Origin of the sequence: Streptomyces sp. SM10 (genome assembly GCF_002910915.1) — a bacterium.
Lineage (GTDB): Bacteria > Actinomycetota > Actinomycetes > Streptomycetales > Streptomycetaceae > Streptomyces.
Map to the genome: position 1 here is coordinate 63,535 of NZ_NEUF01000039.1, position 16,799 is coordinate 80,333.

Genomic DNA, 16,799 nt, shown 5'->3' on the forward strand with positions numbered 1-16,799 from the left:
CGGCGCGCAAGAAGGCCCTCGCCGAGAAGCGCAACAAGGAGGCGGCGGAGCAGCGCAAGAAGGACGGCGTCAATGGGGAGCGATCGGGCTGGGCGTCGGAGCCGCTGTAGGCGGGTTGTGGCAGCTCGGGGTAAAGAGCGGCCGCGTCGTTGAGTACCTGCCCATGGGGCGGCACGCGAAGGCTCCGGGGCGCGGGCGGCCGCTCCGCCGCGACCCGTGGGTTCGCGGTGGCGAGATCGGAATATCGGGCGGCGCGGGCCTTGGCTCCTGCGCGGTACCGTCGTACATGAATCCGGGGTTCTGCTGATGAGAGCGCACAACGAGGTGAGGACGGGCTCCGTGGGTGTGGACTACCGGGAGATGGCCGAGGCGGCGGTGAGCCAGGCTGCGTACCGGCGGCTGGAGGCGCCCGAGTGGCGTCGAGAGGCGGATGTCCGCCGGACCTTCTGGTGGCGCGTGCGTGGTCTCCAGCGGGCCGGGCGACTGCTCCCGCTCGCGGGAGTGCTGGCCCTGGATGGCTTGGCGGTGGTCGCTTCCCTGGAGCGGCCGGACAACATCCCGTTCTGGGTCTTCCTGTTGCCGATCGTCACGCTGTGCTGGGCAGCCGTGACAGCATCGAGCTGCCTTCGAGCCTGGCGCATGGCCCGGGTGGCTCGGGCCGAGCCGGGGCCGGGCGTGCCGTATCTGCTGCTGCACAGCTACACGTCGGGGGCCCCGTGGCTCGTGTTCTTCCACGAGGACGAGGGCATGGACGCGGAGCCGGCAGGAGCGCTGCCCCTGTCGTACGGCCCCGACCGCGACCTGTACCGCGACCTCCCCGCGCCGGTCGGTGAGGCAAGGCTGTCCGGTACGTTGCGCGGCGGGGAGATCGTGGTGCCCTGGATCGGGAACCGCGTCGCATGGCCGGCCGGCGGCTACCGCGAACTCGATCTGACCGACCCGCACCAGGCCCGGTCCATGGCGGAACTCGTCCGGCCGGAATGATCCGGAACTCCGTCCGGAGGGCGGAGTTCCGCCGCGCATGCGACCGGTGCCGTCCTGGTGGGTGCCGGTGGCTGTGCCGGCGTTGCACGCGCTCTGGTACCTCGCACTGCGCTACGTGTGCCATGTCGATCAGTGACGTGCCGAGCCGACGCGCAGACCGTCCATGCGGAGTGGCCTTCGCGTACACCGCCGCTACCGAGCGCGAACGGTCGGGTCCGTGGGCGCCGGGCCGGCAGGTGTTCGGCTGACCGGCTTACGAAGCGGAGAGGGCAAGCGCCGACAACCCGGACGGCTGTCCAGTGGCCGTCGTGTGCCGAGCGCTCGCCGACCGGAGGACCACCTGGCGGCGCGCGCCCGACCGTGGCCCGTGCGCTACGGGACGACGACGACCTTCGCGCCCACCGTGGCGAACGTCCACACCGCGTTGCCGTCGGCGCGCTTCATGCGTACACCGCCGGTCTTCAGCGTGGGGTCGGGGCTCTCCATCGAGCCGTCCTGCGCGGCGCTGAAGCCCACGGAGACGTCATCGACGCTCGTGAAGCGCACCACGTGCTCGATCAGGACGCCGTCGGAGCCCTTGATGGTGCCGGAGCGCGAGGTCACCCGGTACACGCCGGGCAGCGGGTTCACGGAGCTCGGCATGACGGTGAACGTCCGGAGCGCCTTCTCCTTGTCGTCCACGATCCACACGCGGCGGTCCTTCAGCCCGTAGACGACGCGTGCCCCCGTGTCGGAGTCCTCAGGGACCGCGAGCGGGTCCTTCGGGGGTACGGGCTTCGCGGAGGGGCGGGCCGACGGGCCCGACGACGCGGAGGCCGAGGGCGCGGCGACCGAGTCGGGTGCGTTCGCCGACGCCTGGTAGGCGAGGAAACAGACCGCGGCCACCGCCGCGGCAGTGAGCCCGGCCACGATTCCCGAGCTGCCCCTTGCCACCGTGAGGTCCCCTTTCACATGCCGTCCGTCGCATGTCGTACAAGCATTTACGTCGTACACGCGTATACCCGGCGACGGTACCAGCCGCGGAAGGGGAGACCGGGACGCTCCACGGGCTGCCGTGGCCGAGTCCGCGGAGCCGTAGGCTGTTTGTGTGCTGCTGCTCGCCATGGATACCGCCACCCCCGCCGTCACCGTCGCCCTTCACGACGGGGCCTCCGTCGTCGCCGAGACCGGTCAGGTCGACGCCCGGAGGCACGGGGAACTGCTGCTGCCCGCCGTCGACCGGGTCCTCGCCGAGGCCGGGGTGAAGCTCGACGCCGTGACCGACGTGGTCGTCGGGGTCGGCCCCGGCCCCTACACGGGGCTGCGCGTCGGTCTGGTCACCGCGGCGACCTTCGGCTCCGCCCTGTCCGTGCCGGTGCACGGGCTGTGCACCCTCGACGCCCTCGCCTACGCCGCCGGACAAGAGGGCCTCGAAGGCCCCTTCGCCGTCGCGACGGACGCGCGGCGCAAGGAGGTCTACTGGGCGCGGTACGAGGACTTCCGCACCCGGGACGGTGAACCCGCCGTCGACCGGCCCGCCGACATCGCCGACCGGCTCGCCGGACTGCCCGTCGCCGGCGCGGGCGCGCTGCTCTACCCGGGGGCCTTCCCGGACGCCCGCGGCCCGGAGCACGTCGGTGCCGGAGCCCTCGCCGCCCTGGCCGCCGAACGGCTCGCCACCGGTGCGGCCCTGCTGCCGCCGCAGCCGCTCTACCTGCGCAGGCCCGACGCCCAGGTCCCCAAGAACTACAAGGTGGTCACCCCCACGTGACCACCGCGACCGCTGTGCTCCGCGAGATGCGCTGGTGGGACATCGCACCGGTGCTGGAGCTGGAACACGAGCTGTTCCCCGACGACGCCTGGTCGGCGGGCATGTTCTGGTCCGAGCTGGCCCGCGCCCGCGGGCCGCGGGCCACGCACCGCTACGTCGTGGCCGAGCACCCCGCCGACGGCCGGATCGTCGGCTACGCGGGCCTCGCCTCGGCCGGGGACCTCGCCGACGTCCAGACGATCGCGGTCAGCCGCTGCCAGTGGGGCACCGGCCTCGGCTCCGAACTCCTGACCGACCTCCTCCGGCACGCCACCGCCTTCGAGTGCGCCGCGGTGCTCCTGGAGGTCCGCGTCGACAACACCCGTGCGCAGAAGCTCTACGAACGCTTCGGCTTCGAACCCATCGGCTTCCGCCGGGGCTACTACCAGCCGGGCAACATCGACGCACTCGTCATGCGCCTGACCGTACAAGGAACAGAGACAGACTGATGGCTGACGAACCGCTCGTACTCGGTATCGAGACCTCCTGCGACGAGACCGGCGTCGGCATCGTGCGCGGCACGACGCTCCTCGCCGACGCCGTCGCCTCCAGCGTCGACACCCACGCCCGCTTCGGCGGAGTCGTCCCGGAGATCGCCTCCCGCGCCCACCTGGAGTCGATGGTCCCCACCATCGAGCGCGCCCTCAAGGACGCCGGGATCAGCGCCCGCGACCTCGACGGCATCGCCGTCACGGCCGGTCCCGGGCTCGCCGGGGCGCTGCTCGTCGGCGTCTCGGCCGCCAAGGCGTACGCGTACGCGCTGAACAAGCCGCTGTACGGGGTGAACCACCTGGCCTCGCACATCTGCGTCGACCAGCTGGAGCACGGCCCGCTGCCCGAGCCGACGATGGCGCTGCTGGTGAGCGGCGGGCACTCCTCGCTGCTGCTGGCCCCCGACATCACCAACGACGTACGGCCGCTGGGCGCGACCATCGACGACGCGGCGGGAGAGGCCTTCGACAAGATCGCCCGGGTCCTGGACCTCGGCTTCCCCGGCGGTCCGGTCATCGACCGGCTGGCGCGTGAGGGAGACCCGAAGGCGATCGCCTTCCCGCGCGGACTGAGCGGCTCGCGCGACCCGGCGTACGACTTCTCCTTCTCCGGCCTCAAGACGTCCGTGGCGCGCTGGATCGAGGCGAAGCGCGCGGCCGGTGAGGACGTGCCCGTACGGGACGTGGCGGCGTCCTTCCAGGAGGCCGTGGTCGACGTCCTGACCCGCAAGGCCGTCCGGGCCTGCAAGGACGAGGGTGTCGACCACCTGATGATCGGCGGCGGCGTCGCCGCCAACTCGCGGCTCCGGGCGCTGGCGCAGGAGCGCTGCGAGAAGGCGGGGATCCGGCTGCGGGTCCCGAGGCCCGGTCTCTGCACCGACAACGGGGCCATGGTCGCCGCACTGGGCGCCGAGATGGTGGCGCGCAACCGTCCGGTGTCCGACCTGGACCTCTCCGCGGACTCCTCGCTGCCGGTCACCGAGACCCACGTCCCGGGTGCCGGCGGCCACAGCCACGGCCACGACCATGTGCACGAGATCAGCAAGGACAACCTCTACTCATGACCGTCGCCCTGATGTGGGAGGCCCGTGCGGCGCAGGGCCGGGGCGCGGAGCTGCTGGAGTGGGCCAGGGCCCGGGCGGGTGAGCTGGCCCGGGAGCCGCTGCGGAGCGAGCTGCTGCGCGCCCCGCAGGACCGGGTGCTCGTGCTGACCTGGTGGGACGGGGGATACGACGATCCGACGGAGCTGCCGGAGCTGCCCGAGCCCGACGCCGCGCTGATCAGCCGCCCGGTGCACCGGTGGCGCTTCGAGTCGCTCGGTCCGGCGAGCGGCTGATCCGGGGCCGGGAGCGACCGGCCCTGACGCCTCCCGGAAAAGAATTCCGACATATTCTCCCGGACGTGTCGATCCGGGCCTCGCCCGTTCGACGCATGGGTGAGAGGCGGGGAACGGCCCCGCTTCGGGAGTTGGCCGAGCGTGTGTCCCGATGAGTTCCGGGCCTCGCGGCGGTCTACCGTGCACAGCGTCCCGCTGTGAACCGGACCGAGGTGGAGGAGAGCGACCATGCAGAAGATCAGGCCCTGTCTGTGGTTCGACAACCAGGCCCAGGAGGCCGCGGAGTTCTACGTCTCGGTCTTCGGCGGGGACTCCCGCATCGAGAACATCACCCGCTGGCCCGAGGGGTCGGAGTCGGCCGGATCAGTACTGACCGTCGACTTCGTGCTCGCCGGCCAGGAGTACCTGGGCCTCAACGGCGGCCCGCAGTTCACCTTCGACGAGGCCGTCTCGCTGAGTGTGGACTGTGCGGACCAGGAGGAGGTCGACCGGCTGTGGGCGAGGTTCACCGAAGAGGGCGAGGAGAGCCAGTGCGGATGGCTGAAGGACAAGTACGGCCTGTCCTGGCAGATCGTGCCCCGTGAACTGCCCGAGCTGCTCAGCGGCTCCGACCGGGCCAGGGCGGAGCGGGCGATGAAGGCGATGATGGGGATGCGGAAGCTGGACGTCCAGGCCCTGCGGGACGCCTGAGCCCGAGGCCCACGCCGTGCGCGGGCGGGAGAACGGGCGCACCCTGGAAACAGGGAAGATCCGGGAGGTGAACCGTCATGATGGAGACCACCGTCGGATGGCATATCGAGCTGGAATTCGAGGAGGACGCCCACCGCACCCGCGCGGCCGCCCTCGTACGGCTCAGTGACGGGACCGAGGTACGGGCCCACGGATACGCCAGCCGCCACCCCTCCGACGCCGAACAGCCGCGGGTGGGCGAGGAGATCGCCGGAGCCCGCGCGCTCAACGAACTCGCGATGAAGCTGCTCACCAAGGCGCACGACGAGATCGACGAGGCGTCCGGCCGGGCGTCGTACCCACTGACCTGACCGCTGCGGGACTCCGCCGCCGGAGCATGGCCCGCACTCGGTAATGTCTGGGCCATGCCACGCCGTTCGCCGCTCCCGCCTCCGCCCCCGCCCGTGGAGATACGCACCTGGCCCGACCGCGAGGCGCTGCTGCGGGACCGGGCGGTGATCCTCGGCGAGCTGGTGAAGATGTTCATCGGGCCGGGGCGTCTGGGCGTCCTGTGGATGTGGGCCGGACTGGCCGCGCTCGGCTGGTCCCTCGTCGGGGCGGCGCTGCTGATGTTCGAGGACGCCCTGGACCCGTTCGGCATGGTCCCGGGGGTGATCAGCCTCGCTCTGGGCGCCGCCGTGCTGGTCCCGCCGGTCGTCCTCGTGGGCGCGGGCGTGGCCAGGGATCTGAGGGTCCACCGGCTCCTCGTGGAGTGGGGCGCTCTGGACCGCGACCCGGCGGGGGACCTGGCCCTGCGTATGCCGCGGGCCGGTCTCGCCTGGCTGCTGACGTCGTGCGCGCTCTGCGTGGCGGGCCTGTTCGGCTGCGTGGCCGTCCCCGCGACCGCCCGGGCGGGCGAGGAGACGTACGCGATGGTGGCCTGGCTGATGGGGCTCGGCTTCCTCGCCTGGCTGACCGGACTGAACGGCCTCGTCAAGGCGTTCGCCCACCGCCGCTGGGTGCTGCGGGTGCTCGTCGGGCCCCGGGCGGAACCGCCGGTCACCGTGGACCGCTGATCAGGGGCGCTCCACCGGCCGGCCGATCAGCATCGTCGGTGCCCCGGCCACCCGGGTCAGGAAGACGGTGGCCGCGTGCGGTCCCTGGAGCTTCATCTTCCGGCGCAGTTCCTCCGGTTCGACGGCCGAGCCCCGCTTCTTGACGGTCAGGACACCGACCTGACGTTCCCTCAGCAGGGCTTTGAGCTTCTTCATGTTGAAGGGGAGCTGATCGGTGATCTCGTACGAGGCCGTGGCCGCGGACGTGTACGGCGCGTCACTCGTGACGTAGGCGATCGTCTCGTCGATCAGCCTCCCGCCGCACCGCTCGACGACCTGGGCCACCAGATGGGCGCGGATGACGGCGCCGTCCGGCTCGTGGAGGTACCGGCCGACGGGCCCGACCGGCGGGGCGGGGAGCGGGCCGTCGGAGGCGAGGGTCGTGCGTGACGGGAGCAGGGTGGCCCGGAAGGTGCCCGGGGTGAAGCCCTTGCCGAACCAGAGCACCGCCTCCTTGACGTCGCCGCCGTCCGAGATCCACTCGGCCTCGGCCTGCGGTCCGATCGCCTCGTGCGGGACTCCGGGGGCGATCTTCAGTGCGGCGCGGGGAGCCTTCAGGGCGGCCTCCGTCGCCCAGGAGAGGGGCGGCGAGTAGGCCTCGGGGTCGAAGATCCTGCCGCGCCCGCCGCGCCGTGCCGGGTCGACGAAGACCGCGTCGTACGGGGCGGTGTCGATCCCGGTGACATCGGCGCACCGCACCTCGACGAGGTCCTGGAGACCGAGCGCCTCGGCGTTGGCGCGGGCGACCCGCGCGGTGAGCGGATCGCGGTCCACGGCCAGGACCGGGATGCCCGCCCGGGCCAGGGCGATCGCGTCGCCGCCGATCCCGCAGCACAGGTCCGCCACGCTGCGCACGCCGAGCTCCGCGAACCGCCCGGCGCGGTAGCCGGCGACCGAGGTGCGGGTCGCCTGCTCCACTCCGTTCGGGGTGAAGAACATGCGGTGGGCGTCGGCTTCCCCGAACTTCGCCACGGCGCGCTGCCGCAACCGCGCCTGGCCGAGCGCCGCCGACACCAGGGCGGCGGGATGCGCCCGGCGCAGCCGGGTCGCGGTCGCCAGCTCCTGAGCGGGGTCGTGGTCGCGCAGCTCGTCCAGGAGCGCGGAGCCCTCGGGCGTGCGCAGGGCGTCGAAGGCGGCGAGCGGGTCGGGCTGATCGGCAGGGGGGAGGGCGTTCACCTGTCCATTGTGAGCCAGCCGGGGGACCCGGCGGGTCCTGTGGAGGTGTCGCGGGCGGCGGCCGGTGTCCCGGTGGCAGGATGCGGCGCCATGCAACTAGTACGACAAAACGAAAAATCATCCATGAAGCGGTACAGATCCGCCTGTGCGGTGCTGGCCGCCCTGCTGGTCGCCGCCGTCGCATCCGGGTGTGCGGGCGGCGCGGACGACGGGGGCGCCGCCCCGGAGCAGCCGGCCATCGGGCAGCAAGGGCCCGGCGCCGCCCCCGCGGGTCCCGTCGCCGCGGCGGAGGCCCGCGTCGAGCGGCTCAGGAAGCAGCAGGCCGCACGGGTCGCCGCCGCCAGGAGGTGGGGTCTGGCGAAGACCCCCCTGGCCGCTCCGGAGCCACCCGCCGAGAAGCCGCACCTCACCACCCGCGAGGGGTTCGAGGTGGAGGGCGGCGGGGAGGATCTGCCCCCGGTCTTCACCACCGTGCCCACCAAGGAACGGGTCGTCTTCCTGACGATGGACGACGGGGCGGAGAAGGACCCCGAACTGCTGCGGATGATGACGGAACTGAAGATCCCGTACAGCGCCTTCCTCAGCGACTACGTGGTGAGCGACGACTACGGCTACTTCAAGGACATGCAGGCCAGGGGCGTCACCCTGAACAACCACACGCTCAACCACCGCTACCTTCCGGGGCTTTCGAAGGCTGACCAGCGGCGGGAGATCTGCGGCGAGCAGGACAAGCTCGAGAAGTACTTCGGGAAGCGGCCCACCCTCTTCCGGCCGCCGTACGGCAACTACAACGGCGACACCCTGCGCATCGCGAAGTCCTGCGGCATCAAGGCCGTGCCCCTGTGGGCCGCCGAGGCGTTCCCCGACCACATGGAGTGGCGCGAGTGGGACCGGGACCTGCACCCCGGAGACATCATCCTCACCCACTTCCGGGGCGACGAGGACTGGGACGGCTCCATGGCCGACATGGTCCGGCGCGTCATGAAGACGGTCACGGACAAGGGGTACGCGGTGGCCAGGCTGGAGGACTACGTCTGACGGGGGCGGGGCGGCGCGCCCGGCGGCCCGGCGGCGGAACGACGTGGCGGTCTCCCGCGTTGTCCCGGGCGTACGCCGGTCCCGCGACGCCACGCGAGGGTGGTGAATTGGCACTCCGCTTGACCGAGTGCTAATCGCGGTCATAGTGTCAGTGCTGGCACTCCCCGATGGAGAGTGCCAGCACCACCGTGCGACAGGGCAGGTCCGGCACCCGCGACGACGGATCGACCTGGTCGCCACCCCACAGACTGTTAAACCCCGTGAGATCTCCGAAGGGGGAGACCGGATCGTGTCGACCACCAGCTCCAAGGTTGCGATCAAGCCGCTCGAGGACCGCATTGTGGTCCAGCCGCTCGACGCCGAGCAGACCACGGCTTCCGGCCTGGTCATTCCGGACACCGCCAAGGAGAAGCCCCAGGAGGGCGTCGTCCTGGCCGTGGGCCCGGGCCGCTTCGAGAACGGCGAGCGCCTGCCGCTCGACGTCAAGACCGGCGACGTCGTGCTGTACAGCAAGTACGGCGGCACCGAGGTGAAGTACAACGGCGAGGAGTACCTCGTCCTCTCGGCGCGCGACGTCCTCGCGATCGTCGAGAAGTAGTTCACCCACGTTTGCTTCTGTTCTGCGCCCCTGGCCCCCTGCGAAATCACTAGCCGGGCGGCGAGGGGCGCAGTTCGTTTTGAGAGGGAAGAAAACAGCCCATGGCGAAGATTCTGAAGTTCGACGAGGACGCCCGTCGCGCCCTTGAGCGCGGCGTCAACAAGCTTGCCGACACGGTGAAGGTGACGATCGGCCCGAAGGGCCGCAACGTCGTCATCGACAAGAAGTTCGGCGCCCCCACCATCACCAACGACGGTGTCACCATCGCGCGCGAGGTCGAGCTCGACGACCCGTACGAGAACCTCGGTGCCCAGCTGGTGAAGGAGGTGGCGACCAAGACCAACGACGTAGCGGGTGACGGCACCACCACCGCCACCGTGCTCGCCCAGGCCCTCGTCCGCGAAGGCCTGCGCAACGTCGCCGCGGGCGCGTCCCCGGCCGCCCTGAAGAAGGGCATCGACGCCGCCGTCAAGGCCGTGTCCGAGGACCTCCTCGCGACCGCCCGCCCGATCGACGACAAGGCCGACATCGCCGCCGTGGCCGCGCTCTCCGCGCAGGACCCGCAGGTCGGCGAGCTCATCGCGGACGCGATGGACAAGGTCGGCAAGGACGGTGTCATCACCGTCGAGGAGTCCAACACCTTCGGCCTGGACCTCGAGTTCACCGAGGGCATGGCCTTCGACAAGGGCTACCTCTCCCCGTACATGGTGACCGACCAGGAGCGTATGGAGGCCGTCCTCGACGACCCGTACATCCTGATCCACCAGGGCAAGATCGGCTCGATCCAGGAGCTGCTCCCGCTCTTGGAGAAGGTCATCCAGTCGGGTGGCTCCAAGCCGCTGCTGATCATCGCCGAGGACGTCGAGGGCGAGGCGCTCTCCACCCTCGTCGTCAACAAGATCCGTGGCACCTTCAACGCCGTCGCGGTGAAGGCCCCGGGCTTCGGTGACCGCCGCAAGGCCATGCTCGGCGACATCGCCACCCTCACCGGTGCGACCGTCATCGCCGAGGAGGTCGGCCTCAAGCTCGACCAGGCCGGTCTGGACGTGCTCGGCACGGCCCGCCGCGTCACGGTCTCCAAGGACGACACGACCATCGTCGACGGCGGCGGCGACTCCGCCGACGTCAAGGGCCGCGTCAACCAGATCAAGGCCGAGATCGAGTCCACGGACTCCGACTGGGACCGCGAGAAGCTCCAGGAGCGCCTCGCGAAGCTGGCCGGCGGCGTGTGCGTGATCCGTGTCGGTGCCGCCACCGAGGTGGAGCTCAAGGAGAAGAAGCACCGTCTGGAGGACGCCATCTCCGCGACCCGCGCCGCGGTCGAGGAGGGCATCGTCTCCGGAGGTGGCTCCGCTCTGGTCCACGCCGTCAAGGTCCTCGAGGGCAACCTCGGCAAGACCGGCGACGAGGCCACGGGTGTCGCGGTCGTGCGCCGCGCCGCCGTCGAGCCGCTCCGCTGGATCGCCGAGAACGCCGGCCTCGAGGGCTACGTCATCACCTCGAAGGTCTCCGAGCTCGACAAGGGTCAGGGCTTCAACGCCGCGACCGGCGAGTACGGCGACCTGGTGAAGGCCGGCGTCATCGACCCGGTGAAGGTCACCCGCTCCGCCCTGGAGAATGCCGCGTCCATCGCGTCGCTGCTGCTCACGACCGAGACCCTGGTCGTCGAGAAGCCGGCCGAGGAAGAGGCGGACGCCGGCCACGGCGGCCACGGCCACTCCCACTAGTACGCCCCGTACGCCACCGAGGCCCGGTACCCCCGTCGCGGGGGCACCGGGCCTCGGTGTCCGTCCGGCCGGCCCCTCCGGGCCGTACGGCTGCCTACTTCGGGCCGTACGTCCGGCCCGCGCGGGAGGTCACGCCGCCGAGGACGCTCCGGGGCGTCAGCTTCACGAGGCTCATCAGCGCCTTGTAGCGCGGGTCCGGGATCGACACCGTCCTGCCCCGGGCGAGGTCCGCCAGGGCCGCGGCGACCAGCTTGTCCGCGTCGAGCCACATCCAGTCCGGGATGTTGCCCGTCCCCATCCCGGCCCGCTGGTGGAACTCCGTGCGCACGAAGCCCGGGCACAGGGCCATCAGCCGCACCCCCGAACCCGCCAGGTCCTTCGCCGCGCCCTGGGTGAACTGGACGACCCACGCCTTCGACGCCCCGTAGGTCCCCCGCGGCAGGAAGGCCGCGACGGAGGCCACGTTGACCACCCCGCCGCGGCCACGCTCCCGCATCGGCCCCGTCGCGGCCGAGGTGAGGCGGAGCACCGCCTCGCAGTGGACCTTCAGCATCGTCAGCTCATCGGCCATCGGGACGTCGAGGTAACGCCCCTTGTTGCCGAAGCCGGCGTTGTTCACCAGCAGGTCGACCGGGCTCACGCGGTCCGCCAGCCGTGCTTCGACCGCCTCGATCCCGGTGTCCGTGGACAGGTCGGCCGTCAGCACCTCGGCCTCGATGCCGTGCCCGTCGTGCAGCTCCGTGGCCTGGGCCCGCAGCCGCTCCGTGTCGCGGGCCACGAGCACCAGGTTGTGCCCGTCACTCGCGAGCCGTCGTGCGAAGGCGGCCCCGATCCCCGCCGTCGCGCCCGTAATCAGTGCAGTCGTCATAGGCGGCACGTTAGTGCCCGCGGGTGCGGGCGGCCGACCCGCCTTCTCCCTCCGGGCTGGTCAGCCCGGGTGGAGGGCCGCCCGGACGGCCCGATGTCGTGTCCCATCTGCCGGCGCGCGTCGAACTCCGCGTCAGCGACGGCGCTGGAGCACAACCCTGACGACGGAGGAGGGCAGTGGTCCCGCCCGCGTGCGGCGGTGATCTCGGCGAGGACGTGCAGCGGGGCGGTACGCACCTGCTGCGGCGGGGCGCAGTCGATCAGGTCCCGGAGGGATGGCTCGTCGGCAGCCGGGGTCTTCATGAGCCTCTGGTGTCAGGAGCCGGGGTGTCACGGGCGTCCGGTGAGGAACCGGGCGCCCCGTGGGCCCGGGCGGACGCCGCCGACACGGGAATGCCGGAGGGCGTGTTCTCCCTGCTCGTCGGGGACGGCACCGGCACCCGGCTCGTCCGTGACCCACGTATCCAGGCGGTCGGTTTCACCGGCTCCCGCACCGCGGGCCTCGCCCTGATGCGTGCCGCCGCGCAGCGCCCGCAACCCATCCCGGTCGAGTCCGACCTCGCCGACGCCCGCGCACCGCTGCCGCTCCTCGAACGCCGCGCGGGCCGTGTCCTGTTCCACGGCTGGCCCACCGGTGCCGCCGCCGCCATGCGGAACCCCGAGGGCAACGAGTTCGACGTCGTCTGAGGGCGTCGCGACGCGCCTACGTGGCGGAGCCCCGTTCCGCCACGTAGGCACGTGCGGCGTGCAAGGCCTCCGTGTGCAGCGCTTCTCCGGCGTCGAGCAGGCGCGGCAGCAGCTCCCGCTCGGTGGTCATCGCCCGGAACTCCAGGGCGGCGGTGATCTCGTGGCCGGGGGTGTACACCACCTCGACCGGGTCCCCGGAGCGGATCGTCCCCGGTTCGATCACCCGGAGGTACGCGCCGGTGGCCCCCTCCTGGGTGAACCGCCTCTCCCAGCTCCGCTCACCCAGGTGGCCCGCGAACGTACGGCACGGAATGCGGCCGGACGTGACCTCCAGGACCAGCTCGTCACCGATCCGCCAGCGCTCCCCGATCCGCGCGTGGCTCACGGTGAGGCCGAGGGTCGTCAGGTTCTCGCCGAACGCGCCGTTGGGCAGGGGCCTGCCGAGCTTCCTCTCCCAGGCGTCGAGCTCCTCGCGGGCGTACGCGTAGACGGCCTGGTCCGAGCCGCCGTGGTGCCGGAGGTCGCACACCGAGTCACCTGCCAGTCCGCTGCCGCCGCTGCCCTTGGGGCCGGGGTCGGCGACCCGCACCGGGGCGTCGGACGGATGCTTGCCGATCCCGGTGAGCCCGCCGGCTCCGTCCGAGTGAGGGGAGGGCGCGGGGCGGCCGAGGTTCACGGTGAGGACCTTCATGACCGGACAGGCTAATCGGGGAGTACTCAAAGCCGCTCATGACTATTCGCCCGATGCTGCAAGAGCCGCTTATGTTTGAAGGGTGATCGAAGCCCGTCATCTCCGTGTCCTGCGCGCCGTGGCCACCACCGGCTCGTTCTCCGCCGCCGCGCGTCAGCTGGGCTGTACCCAGCCTGCCGTCAGCCAGCAGATGAAGGCCCTGGAGGGGTCCGCGGGCACTCCGCTGCTGATCCGTACGGGGCGCGAGACGCGCCTCACCCAGGCGGGTGAGGCGCTGGTCCGCCACGCGTCCGGCATCCTCGCGGGGCTGACAGCCGCAGAGGAGGAGGTCGCCGCGATCGCCGGGCTCAGGGCCGGCCGGGTCCGGCTCGTGTCCTTCCCGAGCGGGAGCTCCTCGCTGGTCCCCGGCGCTCTCGCCGCCCTGCGCGCCGAGCACCCGGGCACCCGGGTCTCCCTCGTCGAGGCCGAGCCGCCGCGCTCGGTGGAGATGCTGCGCGACGGCGACTGCGACATCGCCCTGGCCTTCCGCTACGGGGTCACCGGCGGCGAATGGGACGACCTGGTCGTGCGCCCGCTGCTGCGGGACCGGCTGATCGGCCTGGTCCCCGAGGGGCACCGGCTGGCGGGCTCGGACGCGGTGGGCATCGGTGAGCTGGCCGACGAGTCGTGGATCGCGGGCTGCCCCCGCTGCCGGCTGCAGCTGGTGGAGGTCTGCGAGGCCGCTGGTTTCACCCCCCGGATCGACTTCGCCACGGACGACTACCCGGCGGTGATCGGCCTCGTGGGGGCGGGGCTCGGCGTCGCCGTCCTGCCCGAGCTGGCCCTCGAGTCCGTGCGCCCCAAGGGTGCACGGACGGTGACGGTGGAGCCGGCCGTTGAGCGGGAGATCGTCGCGCTCACCCTGCCCGACCTCGCACGGGTGCCGACGGTGGCGGCGACCCTGGACCAGCTCTCCCTGGCAGCCGCGCGCTGAACGGTGCGCGGGGTCGAGCGGCCCGCGCTCCGGACGGTCCGTGTGCCGAGCGGCCCGCGCTCCGGACCCTGACCGCCGGCTCGACCACGCACGGCCCGGACACCGACGGACGGCCGGACTCCGGGCAGCCCGGATCCCGCGCGGCCGCGCGTCGTGCGGCCCGGCCCACGGCCCCTGGGCGTGAGGTCCGAGAGCGGGCGTGCCCGCTACGAAAAAACGTTTCTGCGTTCGGCGGGTCGAGCCGGCCCTCAGGTGTGGCCTGCCTCCGGGGCCGGTCCCGAGTGGGCGGAGATCAGGCGGTTGCGCGCCCGGCCCATGAGCTCCTCGCGCTCGTCCTCGGTCAGGCCGCCCCACACGCCGTAGGGCTCCCGTACGGCGAGTGCGTGGGCCGCGCACTCGGCGCGTACCGGGCAGCGCATGCAGACCTCCTTCGCCGAGGCCTCACGGGCACTCCTGGCTGCGCCGCGTTCTCCTTCGGGGTGGAAGAACAGCGAACTGTCGACCCCGCGGCAGGCGGCCAGCAGCTGCCAGTCCCACAGGTCCGCGTTGGGTCCGGGAAGGCGGGAGAAATCTGCCATTGCGTGTCCCCTCGAAACCTTGCTGGTTCGGAAACGGCGTCCTCGACCGTTGGCGCTCGTCCGTCGTCGTTGATGACCGGAGTCCCGACCGTACATCTACGGTGTTAGTAGATGTAAATATGACTGATTGCGAATCTAGCCATAGACGCCAGCAAAAGGGAAGAAATCCCGCTAAATGGGGCAAGCTGTCGGGTGAGGGATCGGTTGAGGGGCGAATGATCCCGTGTCGCTCTCCTCCGTGTGCGGGCCCTCACTTAGAGTGCCGAACCGGAAGCTTTGGCCCGTAACTCTTTCGAGTGACCGTCGTTGATGGGGGAGAGGCGGTTGACGGAGAACGAGCTCGGGCAGATGTCCGAGGGGGTCAACCGCACAGGTGACGACTTGTATCAGCCTGGAGGCTCAAGGTGACGCGCATCAGCTGCGGAGGACGGTCATGACATCCGTCCTCGTCTGCGACGACTCCCCGCTTGCCCGAGAAGCGCTCCGCCGGGCGGTTGCGACCGTTCCCGGGGTCGAGCGTGTGACCACGGCGGCCAACGGCGAGGAAGTCCTCCGCCGCTGGGGGGCCGACCGTTCGGATTTGATTCTGATGGACGTACGCATGCCCGGTCTGGGGGGTGTGGAGACGGTCAGGCGGCTGCTCTCGGCGGACCCCGGGGCCCGGATCATCATGCTGACCGTCGCCGAGGATCTGGACGGCGTCGCGCTCGCGGTGGCCGCCGGTGCCCGCGGATATCTGCACAAGGACGCCTCGCGTGCCGAGCTGCGGGCGACCGTGACCCAGGCGCTGGCCGACCCGACGTGGCGGCTCGCCCCGCGCCGGCTGCGGTCCGCCGAGATGGGTGCGGCGCCGACGCTCACCGCGAGGGAGATCCAGGTGCTCGAAGGCATGAGCCACGGCCGCTCCAACGCGGAGATCGGACGTGAGCTCTTCCTCTCCGAGGACACGGTGAAGACGCACGCGAGGCGTCTGTTCAAGAAGCTGGGAGCCTCGGACCGTGCGCACGCCGTCGCGCTCGGATTCCGCTGGGGCCTGGTCCGCTGACGGGGCGGCGCGCCCGGTAGCCGTGCGATCCCGTCCGCACGCCGGCGGACGGGGCGACGGTGGTGGCGGACCTGCGGCCGGGCCCTCCCTCACCAGCGCCATGTGACGCTTTCCGGCCGATGCCGCATCCTTGGGGGTGTGGAGTTCCTCGGGGAACATTCGGTCGAGCGGAAGGGGAGGGCGCAGGACATGACATCCGGCGCACCCGCTCAGAACGCTGGAGCACTTGCTCACGACACCGACGACGTACGACCCGAAGCCCGTGCCGGCCGCCCCGGAGCGGCCGTCGCCCGTACCGGCGCGCCGGCGGACGACGGCTCGGTGCGCCGTGCTGATAACGCTTCGGTGCACAACTCGGGACGCGATGCCTCGGATCGGACGGGGCCGGGGCACCATGGTCCGATGCGTGAGGACGGGACGACGGTGATCGGTGCTCTGGTGCACCGTGCGGTCGACGGTGACGCGCAGGCCACCCACGACCTGCTCGCCCACGTGCACCCCCTCGCTCTGCGCTACTGCAGGTCCCGGCTGAGCCGGCTGCCCGGTGATGCCCGTCACTTCGTGGAGGACCTCGCGCAGGAGGTCTGCGTCGCGGTGCTGATGGCGCTCCCGCGGTACAAGGACACCGGCAGGCCCTTCGAGGCGTTCGTCTTCGCCATCGCGGGCCACAAGGTCGCCGACCTCCAGCGGGCCGCGATGCGGCACCCCGGTTCGACGGCCGTGCCCTCCGACGAGATGCCGGAGCGGCCCGACGACTCGCTCGGCCCCGAGGAGCGCGCCCTGCTCAGCAGTGACGCGGCCTGGGCCAAGAAGCTCCTGGCCAACCTTCCGGAGAACCAGCGCGAGCTGCTGGTCCTGCGGGTCGCGGTCGGGCTGACCGCCGAGGAGACCGGGCAGATGCTCGGAATGTCCCCCGGCGCGGTCCGGGTCGCCCAGCACCGTGCGCTGAGCAGGCTGCGCGCCCTCGCGGGTCAGTAGGGACCCCTTCCAAAGGCTCCCGCCGATGTGGAGGAAGCCACGGAACCGCCAGGTGAT

General features: G+C 71.6%; 20 protein-coding genes. 15 read left to right on the forward strand and 5 right to left on the reverse strand.

Translation table 11 applies throughout. From position 1 onward, the window contains the following. The first annotated feature begins 306 nt into the window (after window positions 1–306). Window positions 307–984, forward strand: coding sequence for a hypothetical protein (locus B9S57_RS04000; RefSeq protein WP_103514132.1), 678 nt, complete (start codon window positions 307–309; stop codon window positions 982–984). Between the two features lie 372 nt (window positions 985–1,356). On the opposite strand, the gene B9S57_RS04005 is transcribed toward B9S57_RS04000, so the two are convergent. Continuing rightward, window positions 1,357–1,917 (reverse strand): hypothetical protein, encoded by a 561-nt coding sequence (locus B9S57_RS04005; RefSeq protein ID WP_103514156.1) that lies wholly within the window; start codon window positions 1,915–1,917, stop codon window positions 1,357–1,359. A gap of 169 nt (window positions 1,918–2,086) precedes the next feature. Between B9S57_RS04005 and tsaB the strand changes: the two genes are divergently transcribed. The 7 genes from tsaB to B9S57_RS04040 all read left to right on the forward strand — a co-directional run bounded on the left by tsaB (window position 2,087) and on the right by B9S57_RS04040 (window position 6,345). Then, a complete protein-coding gene (tsaB, locus tag B9S57_RS04010) occupies window positions 2,087–2,734 on the forward strand; it encodes a tRNA (adenosine(37)-N6)-threonylcarbamoyltransferase complex dimerization subunit type 1 TsaB (protein ID WP_103514157.1) in 648 nt (215 codons plus the stop codon). Beyond that, window positions 2,731–3,222, forward strand: coding sequence for a ribosomal protein S18-alanine N-acetyltransferase (gene rimI, locus B9S57_RS04015; protein ID WP_103514133.1), 492 nt, complete (start codon window positions 2,731–2,733; stop codon window positions 3,220–3,222). Before tsaB ends, rimI begins: the two co-directional genes overlap by 4 nt. After that, entirely contained in the window at window positions 3,222–4,328 is a 1,107-nt protein-coding gene (gene tsaD / locus B9S57_RS04020; RefSeq protein ID WP_103514134.1) for a tRNA (adenosine(37)-N6)-threonylcarbamoyltransferase complex transferase subunit TsaD, read from the forward strand. The genes rimI and tsaD overlap by 1 nt, the downstream gene beginning before the upstream one ends. Then, window positions 4,325–4,600: a hypothetical protein gene (locus B9S57_RS04025; protein ID WP_103514135.1), complete on the forward strand. Its 276-nt coding sequence runs from the start codon at window positions 4,325–4,327 to the stop codon at window positions 4,598–4,600. Before tsaD ends, B9S57_RS04025 begins: the two co-directional genes overlap by 4 nt. Before the next feature lie 228 nt (window positions 4,601–4,828). Beyond that, a complete protein-coding gene (locus B9S57_RS04030; protein WP_103514136.1) occupies window positions 4,829–5,290 on the forward strand; it encodes a VOC family protein in 462 nt (153 codons plus the stop codon). Window positions 5,291–5,367: 77 nt separating this feature from the next. After that, complete coding sequence (locus B9S57_RS04035) at window positions 5,368–5,640, forward strand: DUF1876 domain-containing protein (protein WP_103514137.1); 273 nt, start codon at window positions 5,368–5,370, stop codon at window positions 5,638–5,640. Between the two features lie 54 nt (window positions 5,641–5,694). Beyond that, complete coding sequence (locus tag B9S57_RS04040) at window positions 5,695–6,345, forward strand: hypothetical protein (protein ID WP_103514138.1); 651 nt, start codon at window positions 5,695–5,697, stop codon at window positions 6,343–6,345. Here B9S57_RS04040 and B9S57_RS04045 read toward each other — a convergent pair whose 3' ends face one another. Next, complete coding sequence (locus B9S57_RS04045; RefSeq protein ID WP_103514139.1) at window positions 6,346–7,560, reverse strand: methyltransferase domain-containing protein; 1,215 nt, start codon at window positions 7,558–7,560, stop codon at window positions 6,346–6,348. Between the two features lie 123 nt (window positions 7,561–7,683). Here B9S57_RS04045 and B9S57_RS04050 point away from each other — a divergent pair, with 123 nt between their 5' ends. From B9S57_RS04050 to groL, 3 genes are all read left to right on the forward strand, one after another. After that, window positions 7,684–8,598 (forward strand): polysaccharide deacetylase family protein, encoded by a 915-nt coding sequence (locus B9S57_RS04050; RefSeq protein WP_181011222.1) that lies wholly within the window; start codon window positions 7,684–7,686, stop codon window positions 8,596–8,598. Between the two features lie 289 nt (window positions 8,599–8,887). Beyond that, window positions 8,888–9,196 carry a co-chaperone GroES gene (gene groES / locus B9S57_RS04055; RefSeq protein ID WP_003966899.1) on the forward strand — a complete coding sequence of 103 codons (309 nt, stop codon included), beginning with the start codon at window positions 8,888–8,890 and terminating at the stop codon, window positions 9,194–9,196. A 101-nt stretch (window positions 9,197–9,297) separates the two neighbouring features. Beyond that, window positions 9,298–10,923 (forward strand): chaperonin GroEL, encoded by a 1,626-nt coding sequence (gene groL / locus B9S57_RS04060; RefSeq protein WP_103514140.1) that lies wholly within the window; start codon window positions 9,298–9,300, stop codon window positions 10,921–10,923. A gap of 94 nt (window positions 10,924–11,017) precedes the next feature. Here the strand turns inward: groL and B9S57_RS04065 are convergent, their stop codons facing one another. Continuing rightward, window positions 11,018–11,791 carry an SDR family oxidoreductase gene (locus B9S57_RS04065; RefSeq protein WP_103514141.1) on the reverse strand — a complete coding sequence of 258 codons (774 nt, stop codon included), beginning with the start codon at window positions 11,789–11,791 and terminating at the stop codon, window positions 11,018–11,020. Window positions 11,792–11,967: 176 nt separating this feature from the next. On the opposite strand from B9S57_RS04065, the gene B9S57_RS34015 reads away from it, so the two are divergent. Further along, window positions 11,968–12,477, forward strand: a complete 510-nt coding sequence (locus tag B9S57_RS34015; RefSeq protein ID WP_107499012.1) for an aldehyde dehydrogenase family protein — start codon at window positions 11,968–11,970, stop codon at window positions 12,475–12,477. 16 nt (window positions 12,478–12,493) lie between these two features. Here the strand turns inward: B9S57_RS34015 and B9S57_RS04075 are convergent, their stop codons facing one another. Next, a complete protein-coding gene (locus B9S57_RS04075) occupies window positions 12,494–13,168 on the reverse strand; it encodes an MOSC domain-containing protein (protein ID WP_103514142.1) in 675 nt (224 codons plus the stop codon). Between the two features lie 82 nt (window positions 13,169–13,250). On the opposite strand from B9S57_RS04075, the gene B9S57_RS04080 reads away from it, so the two are divergent. Next, on the forward strand, window positions 13,251–14,141 hold the full coding sequence (locus B9S57_RS04080) for a LysR family transcriptional regulator (RefSeq protein WP_103514143.1): 891 nt from the start codon (window positions 13,251–13,253) through the stop codon (window positions 14,139–14,141). A gap of 248 nt (window positions 14,142–14,389) precedes the next feature. Here B9S57_RS04080 and B9S57_RS04085 read toward each other — a convergent pair whose 3' ends face one another. Beyond that, window positions 14,390–14,719: a WhiB family transcriptional regulator gene (locus tag B9S57_RS04085; protein WP_103514144.1), complete on the reverse strand. Its 330-nt coding sequence runs from the start codon at window positions 14,717–14,719 to the stop codon at window positions 14,390–14,392. Window positions 14,720–15,152: 433 nt separating this feature from the next. Here B9S57_RS04085 and B9S57_RS04090 point away from each other — a divergent pair, with 433 nt between their 5' ends. Continuing rightward, window positions 15,153–15,764, forward strand: a complete 612-nt coding sequence (locus B9S57_RS04090; RefSeq protein WP_003948568.1) for a response regulator transcription factor — start codon at window positions 15,153–15,155, stop codon at window positions 15,762–15,764. A gap of 402 nt (window positions 15,765–16,166) precedes the next feature. Continuing rightward, entirely contained in the window at window positions 16,167–16,742 is a 576-nt protein-coding gene (locus B9S57_RS04095) for a sigma-70 family RNA polymerase sigma factor (RefSeq protein ID WP_103514145.1), read from the forward strand. Window positions 16,743–16,799: the final 57 nt, after the last annotated feature.

Coding starts and splice junctions, on each gene's coding strand:
- B9S57_RS04000 (WP_103514132.1), top strand. CDS start 307: ATGAGAGCGCACAACGAGGTGAGGACGGGCTCCGTGGGTGTGGACTAC.
- tsaB (WP_103514157.1), top strand. CDS start 2,087: ATGGATACCGCCACCCCCGCCGTCACCGTCGCCCTTCACGACGGGGCC.
- tsaD (WP_103514134.1), top strand. CDS start 3,222: ATGGCTGACGAACCGCTCGTACTCGGTATCGAGACCTCCTGCGACGAG.
- B9S57_RS04025 (WP_103514135.1), top strand. CDS start 4,325: ATGACCGTCGCCCTGATGTGGGAGGCCCGTGCGGCGCAGGGCCGGGGC.
- B9S57_RS04030 (WP_103514136.1), top strand. CDS start 4,829: ATGCAGAAGATCAGGCCCTGTCTGTGGTTCGACAACCAGGCCCAGGAG.
- B9S57_RS04035 (WP_103514137.1), top strand. CDS start 5,368: ATGATGGAGACCACCGTCGGATGGCATATCGAGCTGGAATTCGAGGAG.
- B9S57_RS04040 (WP_103514138.1), top strand. CDS start 5,695: ATGCCACGCCGTTCGCCGCTCCCGCCTCCGCCCCCGCCCGTGGAGATA.
- B9S57_RS04050 (WP_181011222.1), top strand. CDS start 7,684: ATGAAGCGGTACAGATCCGCCTGTGCGGTGCTGGCCGCCCTGCTGGTC.
- groL (WP_103514140.1), top strand. CDS start 9,298: ATGGCGAAGATTCTGAAGTTCGACGAGGACGCCCGTCGCGCCCTTGAG.
- B9S57_RS04065 (WP_103514141.1), bottom strand. CDS start 11,791: ATGACGACTGCACTGATTACGGGCGCGACGGCGGGGATCGGGGCCGCC.
- B9S57_RS04075 (WP_103514142.1), bottom strand. CDS start 13,168: ATGAAGGTCCTCACCGTGAACCTCGGCCGCCCCGCGCCCTCCCCTCAC.
- B9S57_RS04085 (WP_103514144.1), bottom strand. CDS start 14,719: ATGGCAGATTTCTCCCGCCTTCCCGGACCCAACGCGGACCTGTGGGAC.
- B9S57_RS04090 (WP_003948568.1), top strand. CDS start 15,153: ATGACATCCGTCCTCGTCTGCGACGACTCCCCGCTTGCCCGAGAAGCG.
- B9S57_RS04095 (WP_103514145.1), top strand. CDS start 16,167: ATGCGTGAGGACGGGACGACGGTGATCGGTGCTCTGGTGCACCGTGCG.